Origin of the sequence: Streptomyces sp. NBC_01334 (assembly GCF_035983595.1) — a bacterium.
GTDB lineage: Bacteria > Actinomycetota > Actinomycetes > Streptomycetales > Streptomycetaceae > Streptomyces > Streptomyces coriariae.
This window is the reverse complement of record NZ_CP130718.1, coordinates 4737597-4755292: the sequence shown is the minus strand read 5'-3', so window position 1 is coordinate 4755292 and position 17696 is coordinate 4737597. Positions and strand designations below refer to the sequence as shown.

Below are 17696 nucleotides of genomic sequence, written 5' to 3'. Positions count from 1 at the left end.
CGCGTCGGGGCTGCCGGTCCGTGCCGGGCATGGGTGCCGGTCCTACGTGCTGTTCACATGTTCTTCGCGTCACGCCTGGAATGGGCGGGCCGTCGGCGCCCGTTGACACGAAGCATGACTTCTCTTCGCAAGCTCGGCTCCTCCGACCTCGAGGTCTTCCCGCTCTCCCTCGGCGGCAACGTCTTCGGCTGGACCGCCGACGAGACGGCCTCCTTCGCCGTACTCGACGCCTACGCTGCCGCGGGCGGCAACTTCATCGACACCGCCGACTCCTACACGGCGTGGATCGAGGGCAACAGCGGTGGTGAGTCCGAGACCATCATCGGCAGGTGGGTGCAGGCCCGGGGCAACCGCGACGACGTCGTGATCGCCACCAAGGTGAGCCAGCACCCCGAGTTCCCCGGCCTGTCCGCCGACAACATCAAGGCCGCCGCCGACGCCTCGCTCCGCCGTCTGGGCACCGACCACATCGACCTCTACTACACGCACTTCGACAAGCCCGAAGTGCCCGTCGAGGAGATCGTCGGCGCGCTCGACGAACTGGTGCGGGCGGGCAAGGTGCGGCACATCGCCGCCTCCAACATCACGCCCGAGCGCCTCCAGGAGTCCCTGGAGTTCTCCGACCGTGAGGGCCTGGCCCGGTACGTCGCCCTCCAGCCCCACTACAACCTGGTCTCCCGCGACACCTACGAGGGCGGACTCCAGGACCTCGCCGCCCGCTTCGGCCTCGCCGCCGTCCCGTACTTCGCCCTGGCCGCCGGCTTCCTCACCGGCAAGTACCGGCCCGGTACGACCGTGCAGAGCGCCCGCGCGGCCGGCGCCGCCAAGCACCTCGACACGGAACGGGGCCGGAACGTCCTCACCGCCCTGGACGAGATCGCCCAGGCTCACGACACCCGGATCCCCACGGTCGCCCTGGCGTGGCTCGCCGCGCAGCCCACGGTGGCCGCGCCGATCGCCTCCGCGCGGACGGTCGAGCAGCTGCCGGCGCTGCTGGGGGTGGCGCAGCTGGAACTGACGGCGGAGGAGATCACCCGGCTGACCCGCGCCTCGGTCTGACGACCCGACCAGGGCCTCGGCCCGGCCTGCCCAGCCGGGCCTACTGGTGCGAGTGGGGAGCGGGATACGGTTCCGCCGGATATCCGGGTCCGGGTCCGTGCGATGGGCCGTGTCCGGGTCCGTGCCCGGGTCCGGGGATGTGTGCCGCGGGGTAGCCGTACCCGTACCCGTACCCGTACCCGTACCCGTACGACGGCGCCGCCGGACTGCCGTACACCGGCGCCGTCGGATGGCCGAACCCGGCGCTGTAACCCTGGCCGTGGGCCGGACCCTGGCCGTACCCGTACGCCCCGTGGACCGGCCAGGGCGGCGCGGCCACCCGTACCGGCGGGGCCGTCATCCGGGCCGCGTGCTCCAGCGCGGGCCGGGCGACGTCCGTCCGCCGCCACAGTTCGTTGAGCAACTCCCGCTCGCGTACGAGGAAGTCGGCGCCGGCCCGCCCCCGTCGGCCGCGATGCCGCAGGAACGCGAGGGACGTCGCGTACGCCTCGTACCGGGCGACCTCCCGCGCGGCCGGCTTGCCGAGGTGACGGCCGGCGTACTCCCGGGCCAGTCGCCGGGCCCGCATCGAGCCGAGCGCGAACGGCTCGGCCGGGGTGAGCCAGCCGGCGGCCGCGTAGGCGGGCAGTTCCTCGCGTACGGTGCGCAGCTCGCGTTGCCGCGTCCACACCACCAGCCAGGTCAGCAGCCCGAACGCGGGCACCATGATCGCCGCGTACACCGCGAAGAACCCGAACTCGCCGAACGACGAGGAGCCGTTCCACAGGGCGTGCATGCCCATCGCGAGGAGCAGCCCGCCCAGCGGGACCAGCCCGCGCCGCAGGTGCTGGCGGTCCCCGGAGAGCGCGGCGACGCCGAAGCCGATGCCGGTCAGGACGGTGAACAGGGGGTGCGCGAACGGCGACATGATGACGCGGACGAAGAAGGTCGCGGCGGTGACCGAGGCGATGCCGGTGTCGCCCGTGAGCTGGTCGGTGCCGAAGGCGGTGCCGAGGTAGAGGATGTTCTCGGTGAAGGCGAAGCCGGTGGCGGTCACCCCGGCTATGACCACGCCGTCGACGATCCCGGTGAAGTCCCGCCTGCGGAAGAGGAACACCAGCAGGACGGCGGCGGCCTTCGCGGACTCCTCGACGATCGGCGCTATGACGGTCGCCCCGAGGGTGTCCGCGCTGGACGGGTCGGCGGTCGCGGTGGCTATCCATCTGGTCGCGAAACTGTTGGCGATGATGGCTATCAGCGCTGCCGCGCACGCGCCCCAGGCGAAGGCGAAGACCAGGTTCCGCCAGGGTCCCGGCTCGACCCGGTCCAGCCACCGGAAGGCGGCTACCAGCAGCGGCACGGGCAGCACGGCGAGCCCGAGCCCGACCAGGAATCCCTCCGTACCGGTCTGTTCGCGCACCAGCGCGAGGATGACCAGGCCGGACAGCGTGAGCAGGGTGATCAGCGCCCCGTACCGCACTCTCCTGCGCTGCCACCAGTGAGCGTGCCGGAGCACACCGTCCTCGGGTGCGCCGCCGGGATGCGGCGGACAGGGCGGAAACGGAGGACTGATGGCCACGGCATCGACCCTAACGAGGGAGAGGACTGTGGTGGAGGTGGAGGTCGGTCGGTGATCCCTTGGCCGATCTTGTTGATCGGCCCCTGGGCGGTCAGCGATCCCCGGGCCGGACGCGATGCTGTACGCGACGGAAGAGCAGATCGTTCACGACGTGACCCTTGTCCAGCCCCTGTCCCTCGAAACGGGTCAGCGGCCGGAACTCGGGCCGGGGCGCGAACCCGCCGTCGGCCCGGGTGTTCTCGAAGTGGGGGTGCGCGGTCAGCACCTCGAGCATCTGCTCGGCGTACGGCTCCCAGTCCGTGGCGCAGTGCACGGTCGCCCCGGGCTTCAGCCGGGTCGCGGCCAGGTCGAGGAACTCTGGCTGGATCAGGCGCCGCTTGTGGTGGCGCTTCTTCGGCCAGGGGTCGGGGAAGTAGACGCGCAGCCCGTCGAGCGAGTCCGCCGGCAGCATCTCGCGCAGCAGGATGATCGCGTCACCGTTGGCCACCCGGACGTTGGTCAGCCCGGTGCGGTCCGCGAGGTTGAGCAGATTTCCCTGGCCGGGCGTGTGCACGTCCACCGCGAGGATGCCGGTGTCCGGGGCGGCGGCCGCCATCTGCGCGGTCGCCTCACCCATGCCGAAGCCGATCTCCAGCACGACGGGACGGTCGTCGCCGAACAGCTCGGCGAGGTCGACGGCGTGCCCGTCGATGTCGAGCCCCCACTTGGCCCACAGCCGCTGCAACGCGTCCGCCTGCCCGGCCGTCACCCGGCTGCGCCGGGGCTGGAAACTCCGGATCCGCCGCTCGAAGTGCGACCCGGCGGGATCGGCCTTGGGCCCGTCGGGGAACCTGGGTTCCCCCTTGGCCCGGGTGTGCCGAACGGACTCGCCCGGGTGGTGCTCGCCACCGGGAAAGGGCTGGGGGGCTTCGGGGGTGCTCACGGAATCAGACACAGTGGTGTCGATTTTACGGGTCGGCTCGCGGTGCCTGCCGCGGCCGGGAGTCCGGCACCCGACCGCCGCCTCCGTGAGCGCGGCACCCCGCCGCTCAAGCGTCGGTCAGCGCTCCCAGGGCCCGGCGGGCCACCTCCCGCCCGATCGGCAGAGAGGCGGTGGCCGCCGGCGAGGGCGCGTTCAGCACGTGGACCGTCCGTGGCCCCTCCCGTATCAGGAAGTCGTCCACCAGAGCGCCGTCCCGCAGCACCGCCTGCGCCCGCACCCCGGCCGCCGCCCGCACCAGGTCCCCCTCCTCCACCGCCGGCAGCAGCCGGCGCACCGCGTCCACGAACGCCCCCTTCGACACCGACCGCCGCAGCTCCCCGACCCCGTACCGCCAGTGCTGCCGGCCCATCCGCCACACCCCGGGCCAGGCCGCCGTCGCCATCGCCTCGCGGGGCCGTACGACGCCCCAGCCGTACCCCTCCCGGGCCAGCGCAGGCACGGCGTTGGGGCCGACGTGCACGCCCCCGTCGATCCCCCTGGTCAGATGGACGCCGAGGAACGGGAACGCCGGATCGGGCACCGGATACACCAGCCCGCGCACCAGCTCCGGCCGCGCCAGCTCGTAGTACTCGCCCCGGAACGGCACGATCCGCACCTCGGGCTCGTCCCCCGTCAGCCGGGCGACCTCGTCGGAGTACAGCCCGGCGCAGTTCACCAGCACCCGCCCCCGTACGACGTCACCGCGCGCGGTGAGCACCGCCACCCCGCGCTCCGGCCGCCGGTCGATCCGCACGGCCCGCGCGCCGTACCGGATCTCCGCCCCGGAGGCCCGGCCCAGCTGCCGTGCGACGGCCGTGTAGTCGCAGATCCCCGTCGTCCGTACGCGTATGGCGGCGAGTCCCCGGACCTCGGGCTCGTACTCCGCGATCTGGGCGGCGCCCAGTTCCCGGACCGGAATCCCGTTCTCCCGGCCGCGCTGCACCAGTGCGTGCAGCCGAGGCAGCTCGGCCCGGTCCGTGGCGACGATCAGTTTGCCGGTGACGGAGTGCGCGATGCCGTACTCCGCGCAGAACTTCGTCAGCTCCGCCGCGCCCCGCACCGCGTACCGCGCCTTCAGCGACCCCGGCCGGTAGTAGATCCCGCTGTGGATGACCCCGCTGTTGCGCCCCGTCTGGTGCCGGGCGACGCCGGGCTCCTTCTCCAGCACCGTCACCCGCGTACCCGGCGCGGCACGCGTGATCGCGTACGCCGTGGACAGCCCGACGATGCCCCCGCCGACCACGAGCACATCACAGTCGTAAGCGATCTTCGACACGTACACCACCTCCCGGCTTCGATAGTGCACTGCGCCACTGACAGTGCCTTCAAACCCGGGTCGGGCGTCCTGCGGGTCCTGCGCCGTCCTACGCCGGAGTCATCAGCAGGGGCCGGGCCCGCTCGCGCAGTTCCACCACCCGGGGTTCGTCGCCGTAGGGCTCCAGCCGATGCAGAAGATCCTTGACGTACTCGGTGGTGCGGGCGGAGGAGATACGCCCGGCCACCTCCACGGCCCGCACCCCCTGTGCGCAGGCGGCGTCGAGGTTCCCCGACTCCAGTTCGGCGACCGCCGAGACGACGAGCCGCAGCCCGTGCGACCGGACGAACTCCTCCGTCGGCTGCGACAGCGCCTGCTCGGTGAACCTCCGCACCTGACGCGGCGCCTTCAGATCGCGGTAGCACTCGGCGGCGTCCGCGGCGAAGCGGTCGTAGGAGTAGAAGCCCAGCCAGGACGGGTCGTGGTCGCCGTCACGGGACCGCTCCAGCCAGCCCTCGGCGGCCTTGAGCGCCGCGCCGGCGGCATGCGCGTCCCCGGCGCGTGCGTGCGCGCGTGCCTCGACGAGCCGGAAGAAGCTCATCGTGCGGGCCGTGGCCAGCCCCCGGTTGCGCTCCAGGGCCGCCTGCGCGAGATCGACGCCCTCGTCGCCGAAGCCGCGGTAGGTGGCCTGGAGGGACATGGAGGCCAGCACATACCCCCCGAGGGGTACGTCGGCCGCCGCGCGGGCGAGCCGCAGCGCCTGGATGTAGTAGCGCTGTGCGGCCTCCTGCTGACCGGTGTCGAAGGCCATCCACCCCGCGAGCCGGGTCAGTTCGGCGCTCGCCCCGAACAGGGCCCGGCCGACCTCGTCGGAGTACGAGCCGAGCAGCAGCGGAGCCGCCTCCACCCGCAGGCACTCCGGCACCATGGAAGAACGCCAGTCGCCGCCTCCGTACTTGGAGTCCCAGCGTCTGGCGTCCTCGGCGGCCTCACGGAGCTTCTGCACATCGCTGTGGCCGACTTTGAGCGGTGCGCCGGACTCCTCGACGAGGTGTGCGTCGCGCGCCACCGAACTGTCGGCCGGGGTTATCAGCCACCGTGAGGCGGGCGTCGCGTACGCGCTTACTGCGAACGATCCGGCCAGCGACTGCCAGATGCCCCCGGAACCGGCCCGGCGGCCGGCGAGGTCGAGGCGATAGAGCTCCGTGGCGGAGCGCACGGCCTGGTTGACGTCCCTGGGGAAGGCGAGGCCCACTTCGGGCGCGGGATCCGCGTCCGCCAGGCCGATCTCGTGGAGCGGCACCGGACGGCCGAGCTTCTGACCGATGGCGGCCGCGATGAGGTGGGGCGCGGCGCCCTGCGGCACCATGCCCTTCGACACCCAGCGCGCCACGGACGTCTTGTCGTAGCGAAGAGTCAACCCGCGTTGAGCGCCAAGATCGTTGACGCGTCGCGCGAGTCCTGCGTTGCTGATTCCCGCGAGGGCGAGAACGGCGCCGAGTTTTTCGTTCGGCCCGCGTTGCTCCCTGGACATTGCGCCACCCCTCGACACAGACGGCTGCCGCGCTGGCATAACCATGCGGCATTCGTAAACCCAGCGTAGTTCGCCGCATCCCAAGCGTTAAGGGGCATTCTTCCGGTTGGCGGGATTGTGGTCCGTACGAATGCCGGGGCGCCGGTACGGACCGTCGCGGCGTGCTCCCGCTGTGTGGCCGTGCGCCCGGCCGTGCGCTCTTCTCCGGCCACCACGGGAGCGGTTCCATGGGCCGTGCGTGGGTCGGCCCGCTGTACTGGATCCAGTGGGCTGGGGGACACCGCCGCCTTCATCCCCGCGGGCGGCGGAACGGTCCGGGAGGCGGCGTCCGTCTCCCGGACCGGCGCGAGCCTTACAGGGCACGCGCGTGTGTACGGAGCGTGTGCGAAGCCTGCGCGGGACGTTCTCGACGCGCGGCGCGCAACGGGGATTTGGCCGAAAATCGACCCTCTGTTCTGCGGGGTACAACGCCTCCCACCACGGAAATCGAGGGCGCGCAGGGCGTCTTGGGGGAGCGTACCGGGGGCGCATTCACGTCGCAGACGCCGGGGTGCGCAGCGACTCCCGCAGGGCCGCCGACGAGTTGACGCGGGCGCAGTCCCCGGATCGCGAGCGGCGCCGCCTCCTTCTGCAGCGCGTTCTTCGTGGCAGCATGGTGAACCGTTCGTACGGTGCACTCGGTTGTCCACAGCCTGTGGAGGCGTCCATGCGGTGGTTGGTGGGATGGAGCAGCACCGCCGCGGGCGCGCTGGGCGGATCCGTTGCTCACGACGGCCGTCACGACGACGACGCGGCGTACGGAGGGCGGGTCGGCCACGACGGCGAGACCCTGCACCCGGTCGGCTCCCAACTCCTGTGGGGCGACCCGGATCCGCTGTGGGCCGTCGGCGACTGGCGCCCCGACGAGGTGCGGGTGGTGAAGGCCGACGCCCAGACCCGGGTCGCGGTCCTCGGCACCTGCGGCGCGACCGACGAACAGCTGCGCGTCGGACTGTTCGCCGCGCGCGGAGGGGCACTTCGGCATCTGACGGCCTGGCCGGGCAGCTACACGGCGATCGTCCAGGTCGGCCGGCGCATCACCGTCTGCGGCGATCTGGCGGGCGCGCGCCCGGTGTTCCACACTCCCTGGGCCGGTGGCACGGCGTACGCGACGGCGGCGCTGCCGCTGGCCGACCTCATCGAGGCCAACCTCGACTTCGGACACCTGGCGGCGCTCCTGGCCGCCCCCGACGTACCGGCCGCCCTGCACGACTCCACCCCGTACGACGGCGTGCACCGCATTCCGCCGGGGCACGCGCTGATCCTTCGCGCCGGGGCCCGTGAGATCGCCGGGTACGAGCAGGTCGCCTCGCTCGCCGTGGCGGCGCCCCTCGCCGACCCGGAGAGCGCGGTCGGCGCCGTACGGGACGCGCTCATCGAGGCGGTACGCGCGCGTCTGGCCGCGCCCCGGCACGTCCCCGACATCGACCCCGGCCCCGTGCCCGGCATGGGGCCCGCGGAACGGCGTGCCGCGCGCGGGATGCCCGTTCCGGGCATCGGCGCCGACCTCTCCGGCGGTCCGGCCTCCGGCACACTGGCGCTCCTCGCGGCGGGTCTGCCCGGCATGCCGGGCACGCTTCTGGGGCACGGCACGGGCGCAGGGGAGCGGCTGCTGGCCGTCACCTTCAACGACCTGGCCGTCGGCGGACGCGAGGCCGAGCTGGAACGGGCGGGCACCCTCGCGGCCAACCCGCGCCTGCACCACGTCGTGGTGGCCGGCGGCGAGGAGGCCCTGCCGTACGCCGACCTGGACGGCCCGCTGACCGACGAACCCGGCCCCAGCCTGGTCACGGCCGCCCGCCACCGGGCGCGTCTCGCGGCGGGCAGCGCGGACCACTTCACGGGCTACGGCGCCCGCCAGGTGCTGGACGCCCACCCGGCCCGCCTCGCGGACCTGTTGATGGACCGCAAACGCCGTCATCTGGTGCGCCCGGTGGCGGCGCTGACGAAGGCCGACGGCTCGGTGCTCGTCCCCGCGCGCGTGTACGGGGCGGCCCGCCGACTGGCCCGTACGTCGTACCGCGCGGGCGTCGAGGGTCTGGCCGAACGCCTCATGCACCGCAGCTTCGGCTCCGAAGACCCCTCGGGCGCCGTAGGGGCCTCCCTGGCGGCCCTCACCTGGGGCGGAGCGGGCCCTGCCGCGCGCTGGCTGACGGGGGAGGCGCTGGCTGAAGTATCGGTTCGCCTCCAGGGGGCCGCGCACCGCACCGGCGTGGGGCCCGGCCAGCGTCCGGGCGACTACCGGGCCCGTGCGGCCCTCGCCCGGCACGCCATGGACCTGCGCGTCCTGGAACAGGCCGCCGAGATCCGCTCCCAGCGACTGCACGCGCCGTTCCTCGACAACCAGGTCGTCCGCGCGTGCCGCGCGCTCCCCGAGACCTTGCGCGTGCAGCCGGGGGCGCGTGCCGCGATCCTGCGCACCGTCCTGAAGGGCGCCGGCGTCACCGACCTCCCGCCCGGCTGGGGCGCCCCCTCCCAGGCGTCCGCCACCGCGGCGGCCCGGGCGGGCCTGCGCATGGCCATCGACCCCCTCCTCACCCTCTTCGAGGCGCCGCTCCTCGCGGAGGCGGGCCTGATCGAGGCGAGAGTGGTCCGCAAGGCCCTCAGGGCCGCCGCGGCGGGCGAACCCCTCCCCCTGGACGGCCTGGCCGACCTGGTCTCCCTGGAACTCTGGCTCCGCCGCCTGCTGTCCCGCAGGGGCACCTGCTGGACGGGCACACCGGCACGCGCGCGTGCCGTACCGGCGGGCATCGCGCCCCAGCGACGGGCGGTCTCCTCCGGAGGGTGAGACCCACCGCCCACAAACCCCGTGCCCCGCGCCTCACCCCCGGTGACAATGAACGGGTGCGGTACAGAATTCTGGGCGTCACCCAGACAGCGGACGACCAGGGCGACGCCGTACCCGTTCCCGGTGCCCGGCTCCGCGCCCTCCTCACGGCCCTGGCCCTGCGCCCGGGCCGGCTCATCGCCCCGGAGACCCTCATCGACGAGGTGTGGGGCGACACCCCGCCCCAGGACGCCCCGGCCGCCCTCCAGGCCCTGATCGGCCGTCTCCGCCGTGCCGTCGGCAAGGACAGCGTCACCTCCGCCCCCGGCGGGTACCGCCTCGCCGCGACCGAGGACGACGTCGACCTCTTCGTCTTCGAACGACTCGTATGCCGGGGCGATGAAGCGCTGGGACGAGGTGACGCCCCCACGGCCGCCCGCACCCTGGACGACGCCCTCGCCCTGTGGCGCGGCCCCGCCCTCGCCGACCTCCCCGACCGCACCGCGGCCACCCGCCCCGAGGCGCTCCGGATGGAGGCCACCCGCGCCCGTGCCGAGGCGGACCTCCTCCTCGGCCGCGCCCGTGAAGCCGTACCGCGCCTGACCGAACTGGCCGCGGCGCACCCGTACGACGAGCCGCTGCAGGCCCTCCTCATCCGCGCCCTGCGCGACACCGGCCGCGAAGCCGACGCCCTCGCCGCGTACGAGACCGCCCGCCGCACCCTCGCCGACGGCCTCGGCACCGACCCGGGCCCGCACCTGCGCGCCCTGCACACCGAACTCCTCAACCGCCCGGAACCGGACCACGGCGCCACGACGGCCCACGGCACCCCACCGCTCCACGGCACCCCACCGGCCCACGGCCCCGGACCGGTTGCACCGCCGACACCACCCCATACCCCGCTCCGACTCCCCGAGCGCACCGGCAACATCCGTCCGCGACTCACCTCCTTCGTGGGCCGGGAACCCGAACTCGACGCCATCCGTTCCGAAGTGCACAGGGCTCGTCTCGTCACGCTCACCGGACCGGGCGGCTCCGGGAAGACCCGCCTCGCCGAGGAAGCCGCCGCCGGGCTCCCACAGGCGTGGCTGGCCGAGCTGGCGCCGCTCGACCGGCCGGAGGCGGTGCCGGGCGCGGTGGTCAGTGCCCTCGGTCTGCGCGAGACCGTCCTGATGACCACCGAGCTGGCGTCCCCGCAGGACGACCCGGTCGCCCTGCTCGTCGAGTACTGCGCCCCGCGCAGCCAACTCCTGATCCTTGACAACTGCGAACATGTCATCGGCGCGGCCGCCGCCCTCGCCGAGACCCTCCTCACCCGCTGCCCCGGTCTCACGATCCTCGCCACCAGCCGTGAACCCCTGGGCGTCCCCGGCGAGTCGGTCCGCCCGGTCGAGCCCCTCCTCCCCGACCAGGCGCACCGCCTCTTCACCGAGCGCGCGACCGCCGTCCGCCCCGACGCGGCGGCCGCCCTGCGGGACGAGGAGGCGATCGCGGAGATCTGCCGACGACTGGACGGACTGCCGCTCGCCATCGAACTGGCCGCCGCCCGGCTCCGGCTGCTCACCCCGCGCCAGATCGCCGACCGCCTCGACGACCGATTCCGCCTCCTCACCTCGGGCAGCCGTACGGTCCTGCCCCGCCAGCAGACCCTGCGTGCCGTCGTCGACTGGTCGTGGGACCTGCTCGACGAGCCGGAGCGCACACTGCTGCGCGAGCTGTCCGTGTTCGCGGGCGGCTGGGACCTGGAGGCGGCGGAAGCCGTGTGCACCGGCCCGGTCGCGGAACTCGTCGGCGCGCTCGTCGACAAGTCCCTGGTCGTCGCCGCGCCGTGCGAGCGGGGCGACGGAGGCGGCATGCGCTACCGCATGCTGGAGACGATCCACGAGTACGCCACCGAACGCGCCGCCGAACTCCCCCGGTGCCGCGCGGCGGCCCGAAGGCGCCACCTCGCGTGGGTGCGCGCGCTCGTCGAGCTGGCCGACCCGCTGCTGCGCTCCGCCGGGCAACTCCTCTGGATCTCCCGCCTGGAGACCGAACTGGACAACATCCGCGTGGCCCTCCGGCGCGCGCTCACCTCGGGCGACGAGGAGGAGGCCATCGCCCTCTGTCTCGCCACGGGCTGGTTCTGGTGGCTGCGCAACTACCGCCACGAGGGCGCCGAGTGGAGCGACCGGGCCCTGCGCCTCGGCGCCGTCCTGGACACCCTCGGGGAGACCGGGCCCGAAGTGCCGTTCACCGTCCCCGCCGACCTCACCGCCCGCATGGCCGCCCTGGACCCCGTCGACGCCCTGCTCGGAACACCCGCCGCCACGGAGGAGACCCACCCCCGGCACGCCCAGCGGATGAACCTGCGGATGCTGAACCTGTTCCTGCTGTCGGAGTCCGAGCCGAAGGACCTCGTGGCGGACCCGCGCTACCAGGAGTACCTGGTCCGCCTGCGCGCCGACTACGAGCCGGGCGGCCCCCAGGCGGCACGGATGCCCGGCCTGCTCTGGCCGCTGACGGCCTTCCAGATGCGGGACATGGTCGACGTCCGGGGGGTCCTGGACCGGGCCGTCGCCAACTGCCGTCTCCACGGCGGCGACTGGGAGCTCGGCTGCGCCCTGATGTTCCGCACCCACATGGTCGTCGACTCACCCGGCGGACTGCACGGCGTGGACGACGACCTGGCGGAGCTGCGCGTGCTCAGCCTGCGCGTCGGCGACCGCTGGATGCGTGCCCAGGTGTGCGGCGCGGCCGGCGAGGCGGAGATGGCGCGCGGCCGTTTCGCGGAGGCCGAGCGGGAGTACCGCGAGGCGCTGCGGCTCGCCTACGAGGTCGGGGCGTATGCCGAGTCGCCGTTCCTCATCGCCCGGCTTGCGGAGATCTCCTACCGCTCGGGCGACGTCGAGGGCGCCCTGACCGCGCTCGACGAGGCCCACAGCGCCGCCGACCGCTACGGCGTGCCCGACGTCCGGGCGTTCGTCCTCCTGCTGCGCTCCCACATCGCGCTGCACGAGGGGGAAGTGGCCCGCGCGCGCGTGCTCTGCGACGAGGTCCGCGTGGCGGCCGGGACGGGCACCCCTCCGCCCCAGTTCGTGGCGGCGCTGAACATGCTCGACGCCGACCTCACCGCCGCCGAGTCCGGCCCGGAGCACGGCTTGCCGATGCTCGCCGACACACTGCGCCAGGCGGTGGCCGACCAGTGCGCCGAGGCGGTGACGTCGTCGATCCTGGACAGCGCGGCGCACCTGCTGACCCAGCTCGGGGACCACCCGCGCGCGACCCGTCTCCTGGCGGTCGCCGACGCCCTCCTCGGCCCCCACCCGCGTCCCGCCCCGCAGCACGTCCGGGTCGAGCTGGCCGACGCCGCCGCCCGCGACACCCTGGGCGCCGAGCGCTACGCGGCCGAGCGCGCCCTGGGCACGCCCCTGACGGTGACCGACGCCCTGCGCGAGCTCACGGACGGCGTGCGCGACCACCCGGCCGGACCGTCGGCCGCGGCCGCGCAGGCGCCTACGAGCAGGTGAACCCGGAGTCCGCCCAGTCCGCGAGCGCCACCGAGTCGAGGCCGCTGTGCGGCTCGACCACCAGACGCACGGTGGTGCGGCCGACGAGATTCACATGGACGGGCACGGCCGGGTCGCCGCCCTTGATCACCCCGGACGTCCAGACCCGGCGCCCGTCGGCGTAGACGGCGAAGGACACCTTGCCGAGCTTCATCGTCAGGTCGTCGACGCCGACGAGCGCGTCGTAGGAGGTGCACGCCCGGTTGAGGTCGACGGTGACCGAGGAGTCGCCGTGCACGGTCACCCCGCGCTCGTACCACCGGTCCGCGATGGACAGCCCGTACCGCTGCCACACCCAGCTGCTGCCGCCGAGCCGGATCTCGGGTCCGCTTCCGTCACCGCTGACGTCGAAGGACAGCCCGCTCAGCGGATAGACGGCCGGGGCGGGCGGCGGCGTGGGTGCCGGAGTCGGTGTGGGCGTGGGGGTCGGGGTGGGTGTCGGAGTCGGGACGGGGGTGGGGGTCGGGCTGGGCGTGGGGGTCGGCGCCGGCGTGGGCGTCGACCCGAGGGCGCGGGTCGGGGTCGGGGCGGCCGCCGGGACGATCGCCGGGGGCTCCGGCTCGGGCTCCTTCGTCGGCGTCGGCGTCGGGGCGGGTGTCGGGTCCTCGGGCTGCGCGACCGGCGCCGGCGCGGACGCCGGGGGTCCGGCCTTCGGCTGCTCCGCGGGCCCGCCGTGGCCGACGAGCGCGAGGGCCACCGCGGCGGCCGCCACCGCGACCACACCGGCCGCGATCCCGGCCTTCACGGGGGCGCCCAGCCCCTCCGAGGCCATCGCTCCGCCACCCGCGCCCGCTCCGGTCGAGGAACCGCTCGCCGCGGCGGCCGCGCCCGCCGCGCCCGCACCGCCGGCGATGAGCGCCACCGCCTTGGCGTATCCGGCGGCGCCGAACCAGCCGATGACCGCGACCGGCACGACGGCGGGGATGCTGCTGGCGACCTCCTCGATCTGGAGGCAGGCCAGCCGGCACTTGGCGCACTCCTCCAGGTGCTTGCGCAGTCCCCGTTCGGCCCGGGTGCGCAGCCTGCGGCGGGCGTAGGTGCCGAGCTGGTCGGCGTAGCCGGCGCACTCCTCGTCGCTGGTGAGGGTGGCGCTGACATGGGCCTGGAGGTAGGCCTGCTTGAGGCCCTCACGGGCGCGGCTGGCGAGCACGCGCGTGCCGTTGGCGTCGAGGCCGAAGAGCATGGCGACCTCGCTCGGCGACTCGTCCTCCACCTCGGTGTGCCACAGCACGGCCTGCCAGCGCTCGGGCAGCGAGCGGAAGGCCTGCATGGCCATGGACTGCTCGGCCTCGTGCATCGCGCGCACGTCGGCGCCCAGCTCCAGGCCCGCTCCGAAGGAGCCGACGGACACCGTGTCGTCGGCGGCTTCGGAGGCGCGGGTGGCCTGTGCGGCGAACACCGCGAAGTCGTCGATGAGTTGCTCCCGCTTCGCCGACTGCGTCCAGCCGGCGGCCACCCGCCGGACGCAGGTGAGGAGATAGGCACGGACGGCGTACTCGGGTCCTGAGCCGCCGCGCACCGCCTGGAGCATGCGGGCGAAGACCTCGGCGGTGAGGTCGTCGGCGGTGTGCGCGTCCCGGCAGCAGGTGCGGGCGTAGCGGCGCACGGCGTCGGCGTGCCGCCGGTACAGCTCCTCGTACGCCGTGTCGTCGCCCGAGCGCATCCGGTCGAGCAGGTCGGTGTCGGCAGGCGGCAGGTCCCGCGGCGGCGGCAGGACGACCTCGGCCCGCCGCTCGCGCTGGGCCGGAACGCTGCCCTCGGACGGGTCGTCGAGCGGACGCAGCGGCGGACGGGCCGCCGGACCGGCCGGGCGACCGCCTGTGGGACCGCCCGGGTACCCGCTCGCGCGTCCCCCCTGGCTCGGCACCTGCGGTGAGGTCAGGCCGTCGGCCTCCGTGTCACCGTCACCGGATGGACCGAGCGAGTCGTCCCCACCGTCAACACTCATCGCGGAAAGCCCCCGCCGCCGGCCGAACCAGTCCTGACCACCGGGTCAGAGTGCCATATTGGCTTTTGTTCAGGACCCCGTGGGACGGGCCGTCCACTCGTCCGTGGGGACCTGACGCAATCCAGTACTAGGTTTCACCCGTTCGGGGAAGGTTCAACTGTCGTGCAGCGGGCAGCAGTTGAGCTCCCTGGCGGGAATGTCGCGAATATCCGGCGCAGCGGACGAGGGCGAGGGGCACGTGCCACCCCCGCCCACCGTCACCCTTTCGAGCCACCGGCCCGGAAGCCGCCGGCCCCGCCGGCCCCGCCCCTCACGAGGAGGGACGCGACCGCAGGCCCTCCAGCAGGATGTCCAGCAGCCGCGCCGAGGCCGCCGCCTGCTGAGCCGGATCCGGCAGCGAGGGTGCCGCTGTCGCGATGACCAGCAGGACGTCCGACACCGACACGTCGGTGCGCAGTTCGCCCGCCTCCCGCGCCCGCTCCACCAGCAGGCCCACGACCTCGAGGAGCGCCGCCGCTCCGGCGTCGTCGGCAGCGGCCGTCGTGCCGTCGCCCGCGACGAGCCGCAGTTCACCGCCGCCCGACTGGGTCCGCTGCTGAGGCACCCGCGCCTCGTCGGCAGGAACACCCTCGACTTCGTCCTCCGCGACGCCGACCCGCAGCACCTGCGGCGGCAGCAGCCGCCCGGCGCCGGACGCCACGGACGTCCGCAGGAAGCGCGACAGCGCCGACCACGGCTCGTCCTCCTGGCCGAGCGCCGCCCGTGCCTGATCGGTCAGCCGGGACGTCTCCTCCTCGGCTATCCGCCGCACCAGGACGTCCTTGCTCGGGAAGCGCCGGTACACGGTGCCGACCCCGACCCGCGCACGCCGCGCCACGTCCTCCATCGGCGCGCCGTAACCCAGCTCGCCGAACACCTCGCGCGCCGCCCGCAGTACATGCTCCAGATTGCGCTGTGCGTCCACCCGCAGTGGTGCCGTCCGTGCGCCTTCTCCACGTCCGTTGCCCACTGCCGTACCGACCGCGCCGCCTGGTGAAAGGGCCGACGTGGACGACCAATGCGAATTGTGAGTGTGCATGAATGTTCCCCCGGTAATGACGTCTCCCCCCGGAGACTCTCCCCGCCATCGAAAGTCGGGGGCGTGGAACACAGGGGACGGCCTCCTCGGGCCCACCCGTCGCAGACCCGCAGAGCACTTCCCCCTGACACCCCGTCGACACACGAACATAGTTGAGAGGGAGTCAATTCAGAAGGGGCAGGTTCCGCACGGAGCGCCCCCCGATCGGAGTACGGGCCGTATACGTCCCGATTGCACCCCTTCCCGCACCCCGGCGCACAGCCGCTGACCTGCGATCCTGCCCCGCACTCCGATGTTTCGGCCAACCCCGCGCACGCCCGACTCGCGGTCACACAAATTGTCGGGGCTGTGGACAAACTCCGGCGTCCGGTGCGTCATGGGATGGTGAAGGAACGTGCGCGCATTCTCGTTGTCGGCGGCGGCTACGTCGGGATGTACACGGCCCTGCGGCTCCAGCAGAAGCTGAAACAGGAACTCGGCCGGGGAGAGGCCGAGATCACGGTCGTCACACCCGACCCGTACATGACCTACCAGCCCTTCCTCCCCGAGGCGGCCGCGGGCTCCATCTCCCCCCGGCACGTCGTCGTGCCCCTGCGCCGCGTCCTGCCGCACTGCCGGGTCGTGGTCGGCGAGGTCACCGCCGTCGACCACGCCAAGCGCAGCGCCACCCTCACCACCCTCGCCACCGACGAAGAGGGCACCGGACCCCAGCAGCTGACGTACGACGAACTCGTCCTCGCGCCCGGTTCCGTCTCCCGCACGCTGCCCATCCCCGGCCTCGCCGACCACGCCATCGGCTTCAAGACCGTCGAGGAAGCCATCGGGCTGCGCAACCACGTCATCGAACAGATGGACATCGCCTCCTCCACGCGCGACCCCGCGATCCGCGACGCCGCCCTCACCTTCGTCTTCGTCGGCGGCGGCTACGCGGGCGTGGAGGCGCTCGGCGAGCTGGAGGACATGGCCCGCTACACCACGCGCTACTACCACAACGTCAAGCCCGAGGACCTGAAGTGGATCCTGGTCGAGGCCTCCGACCGGATCCTGCCGGAGGTCGGCGCCGACATGGGCCGCTACACGGTCAGCGAACTGCGCCGCCGCAACATCGACGTACGCCTGGACACCCGCCTGGAGTCCTGCGCCGACCGCGTCGCCGTCCTCAGCGACGGCGCCCGCTTCCCGACCCGTACGGTCGTGTGGACCGCCGGCGTGAAACCCCACCCGCTCCTCGCGGCCACCGACCTGCCGCTGAACGCACGAGGTCGGCTGAAATGCACCCCCGAGCTGGCCGTCGACGGCGTCACGCACGCGTGGGCGGCCGGAGACGCCGCCGCCGTCCCCGACGTGACGGCCGACGCGCCCGGCACGGAGACCGCCCCCAACGCCCAGCACGCCGTCCGCCAGGCCAAGGTCCTCGCCGACAACATCGCGCGCTCCCTGCGCGGCGAACCCCTTCAGACGTACTCCCACAAATACGTCGGCTCGGTCGCCTCGCTCGGCCTCCACAAGGGCGTCGCCTTCGTCTACGGGCGCAAGCTCAAGGGCTACCCGGCCTGGTTCATGCACCGCGCGTACCACCTCAGCCGCGTGCCCACCTTCAACCGCAAAGCGCGCGTGCTCGCCGAATGGACCCTCTCCGGGCTCTTCAAACGGGAGATCGTTTCCCTGGGATCCCTCGAACATCCCCGCGCAGAGTTCGAACTCGCTGCCGGTGGAAAGCCTTCTGACGAGTCTTCCGGCGACCCGAAGGGGTCGTCCTGACCGGATCCAGGAACTCCACCGACCGCCCCCACGTCTGACGAATGTCGGCCCGGACGGCGGCCACACTGCCAGACTGCTCCCTGCTCCAGTCCCTCCCGAGCCCTTCCCGGCGGGCCACCACCCGCCCCCCGACCCACGAGGCCGTTCCACGTGCTCCACACCCCGGGTGCTGCAACAATGTGCGGCCA

The 17696-nt window shown here is 73.5% G+C and carries 10 protein-coding genes; 4 read left to right on the top strand and 6 right to left on the bottom strand.

All coding sequences use genetic code 11. The features are described from left to right. Nucleotides 1–114 precede the first annotated feature (114 nt). Nucleotides 115–1059 (top strand): aldo/keto reductase, encoded by a 945-nt coding sequence (locus tag OG736_RS21200; RefSeq protein WP_327183844.1) that lies wholly within the window; start codon nt 115–117, stop codon nt 1057–1059. 40 nt (nt 1060–1099) lie between these two features. Here the strand turns inward: OG736_RS21200 and OG736_RS21195 are convergent, their stop codons facing one another. From OG736_RS21195 to OG736_RS21180, 4 genes are all read right to left on the bottom strand, one after another. Beyond that, nucleotides 1100–2617 (bottom strand): PrsW family intramembrane metalloprotease, encoded by a 1518-nt coding sequence (locus OG736_RS21195; protein WP_442817058.1) that lies wholly within the window; start codon nt 2615–2617, stop codon nt 1100–1102. 91 nt (nt 2618–2708) lie between these two features. Next, nucleotides 2709–3551: a tRNA (guanosine(46)-N7)-methyltransferase TrmB gene (trmB, locus tag OG736_RS21190; RefSeq protein WP_327183843.1), complete on the bottom strand. Its 843-nt coding sequence runs from the start codon at nt 3549–3551 to the stop codon at nt 2709–2711. Nucleotides 3552–3645: 94 nt separating this feature from the next. Then, nucleotides 3646–4863 carry an L-2-hydroxyglutarate dehydrogenase gene (lhgO, locus tag OG736_RS21185; RefSeq protein WP_327187670.1) on the bottom strand — a complete coding sequence of 406 codons (1218 nt, stop codon included), beginning with the start codon at nt 4861–4863 and terminating at the stop codon, nt 3646–3648. Nucleotides 4864–4942: 79 nt separating this feature from the next. Continuing rightward, nucleotides 4943–6367, bottom strand: coding sequence for an NsdA family TPR-like regulatory protein (locus OG736_RS21180; protein WP_028807071.1), 1425 nt, complete (start codon nt 6365–6367; stop codon nt 4943–4945). Between the two features lie 706 nt (nt 6368–7073). On the opposite strand from OG736_RS21180, the gene OG736_RS21175 reads away from it, so the two are divergent. Together OG736_RS21175 and OG736_RS21170 are read left to right on the top strand one after the other, a co-directional pair. After that, a complete protein-coding gene (locus tag OG736_RS21175; protein ID WP_327183842.1) occupies nt 7074–9194 on the top strand; it encodes an asparagine synthase-related protein in 2121 nt (706 codons plus the stop codon). 56 nt (nt 9195–9250) lie between these two features. Beyond that, the gene (locus OG736_RS21170; protein WP_327183841.1) at nt 9251–12682 is read left to right on the top strand and encodes an AfsR/SARP family transcriptional regulator; all 3432 of its coding nucleotides are present in this window, start codon (nt 9251–9253) and stop codon (nt 12680–12682) included. On the opposite strand, the gene OG736_RS21165 is transcribed toward OG736_RS21170, so the two are convergent. Beyond that, nucleotides 12669–14669, bottom strand: coding sequence for a sigma-70 family RNA polymerase sigma factor (locus OG736_RS21165; protein WP_327183840.1), 2001 nt, complete (start codon nt 14667–14669; stop codon nt 12669–12671). The genes OG736_RS21170 and OG736_RS21165 overlap by 14 nt on opposite strands. Before the next feature lie 310 nt (nt 14670–14979). Continuing rightward, nucleotides 14980–15747 (bottom strand): TetR/AcrR family transcriptional regulator, encoded by a 768-nt coding sequence (locus tag OG736_RS21160; RefSeq protein ID WP_327183839.1) that lies wholly within the window; start codon nt 15745–15747, stop codon nt 14980–14982. 381 nt (nt 15748–16128) lie between these two features. Between OG736_RS21160 and OG736_RS21155 the strand changes: the two genes are divergently transcribed. Then, the gene (locus OG736_RS21155; protein WP_327183838.1) at nt 16129–17508 is read left to right on the top strand and encodes an NAD(P)/FAD-dependent oxidoreductase; all 1380 of its coding nucleotides are present in this window, start codon (nt 16129–16131) and stop codon (nt 17506–17508) included. The last annotated feature ends 188 nt before the right edge of the window (nt 17509–17696 follow it).

What these genes read in the sequence shown, in the direction of transcription:
- OG736_RS21200 (WP_327183844.1), top strand. Translation starts at nt 115, where the DNA reads ATGACTTCTCTTCGCAAGCTCGGCTCCTCCGACCTCGAGGTCTTCCCG.
- OG736_RS21180 (WP_028807071.1), bottom strand. Translation starts at nt 6,367, where the DNA reads ATGTCCAGGGAGCAACGCGGGCCGAACGAAAAACTCGGCGCCGTTCTC.
- OG736_RS21175 (WP_327183842.1), top strand. Translation starts at nt 7,074, where the DNA reads ATGCGGTGGTTGGTGGGATGGAGCAGCACCGCCGCGGGCGCGCTGGGC.
- OG736_RS21165 (WP_327183840.1), bottom strand. Translation starts at nt 14,669, where the DNA reads ATGAGTGTTGACGGTGGGGACGACTCGCTCGGTCCATCCGGTGACGGT.
- OG736_RS21160 (WP_327183839.1), bottom strand. Translation starts at nt 15,747, where the DNA reads ATGCACACTCACAATTCGCATTGGTCGTCCACGTCGGCCCTTTCACCA.
- OG736_RS21155 (WP_327183838.1), top strand. Translation starts at nt 16,129, where the DNA reads ATGGTGAAGGAACGTGCGCGCATTCTCGTTGTCGGCGGCGGCTACGTC.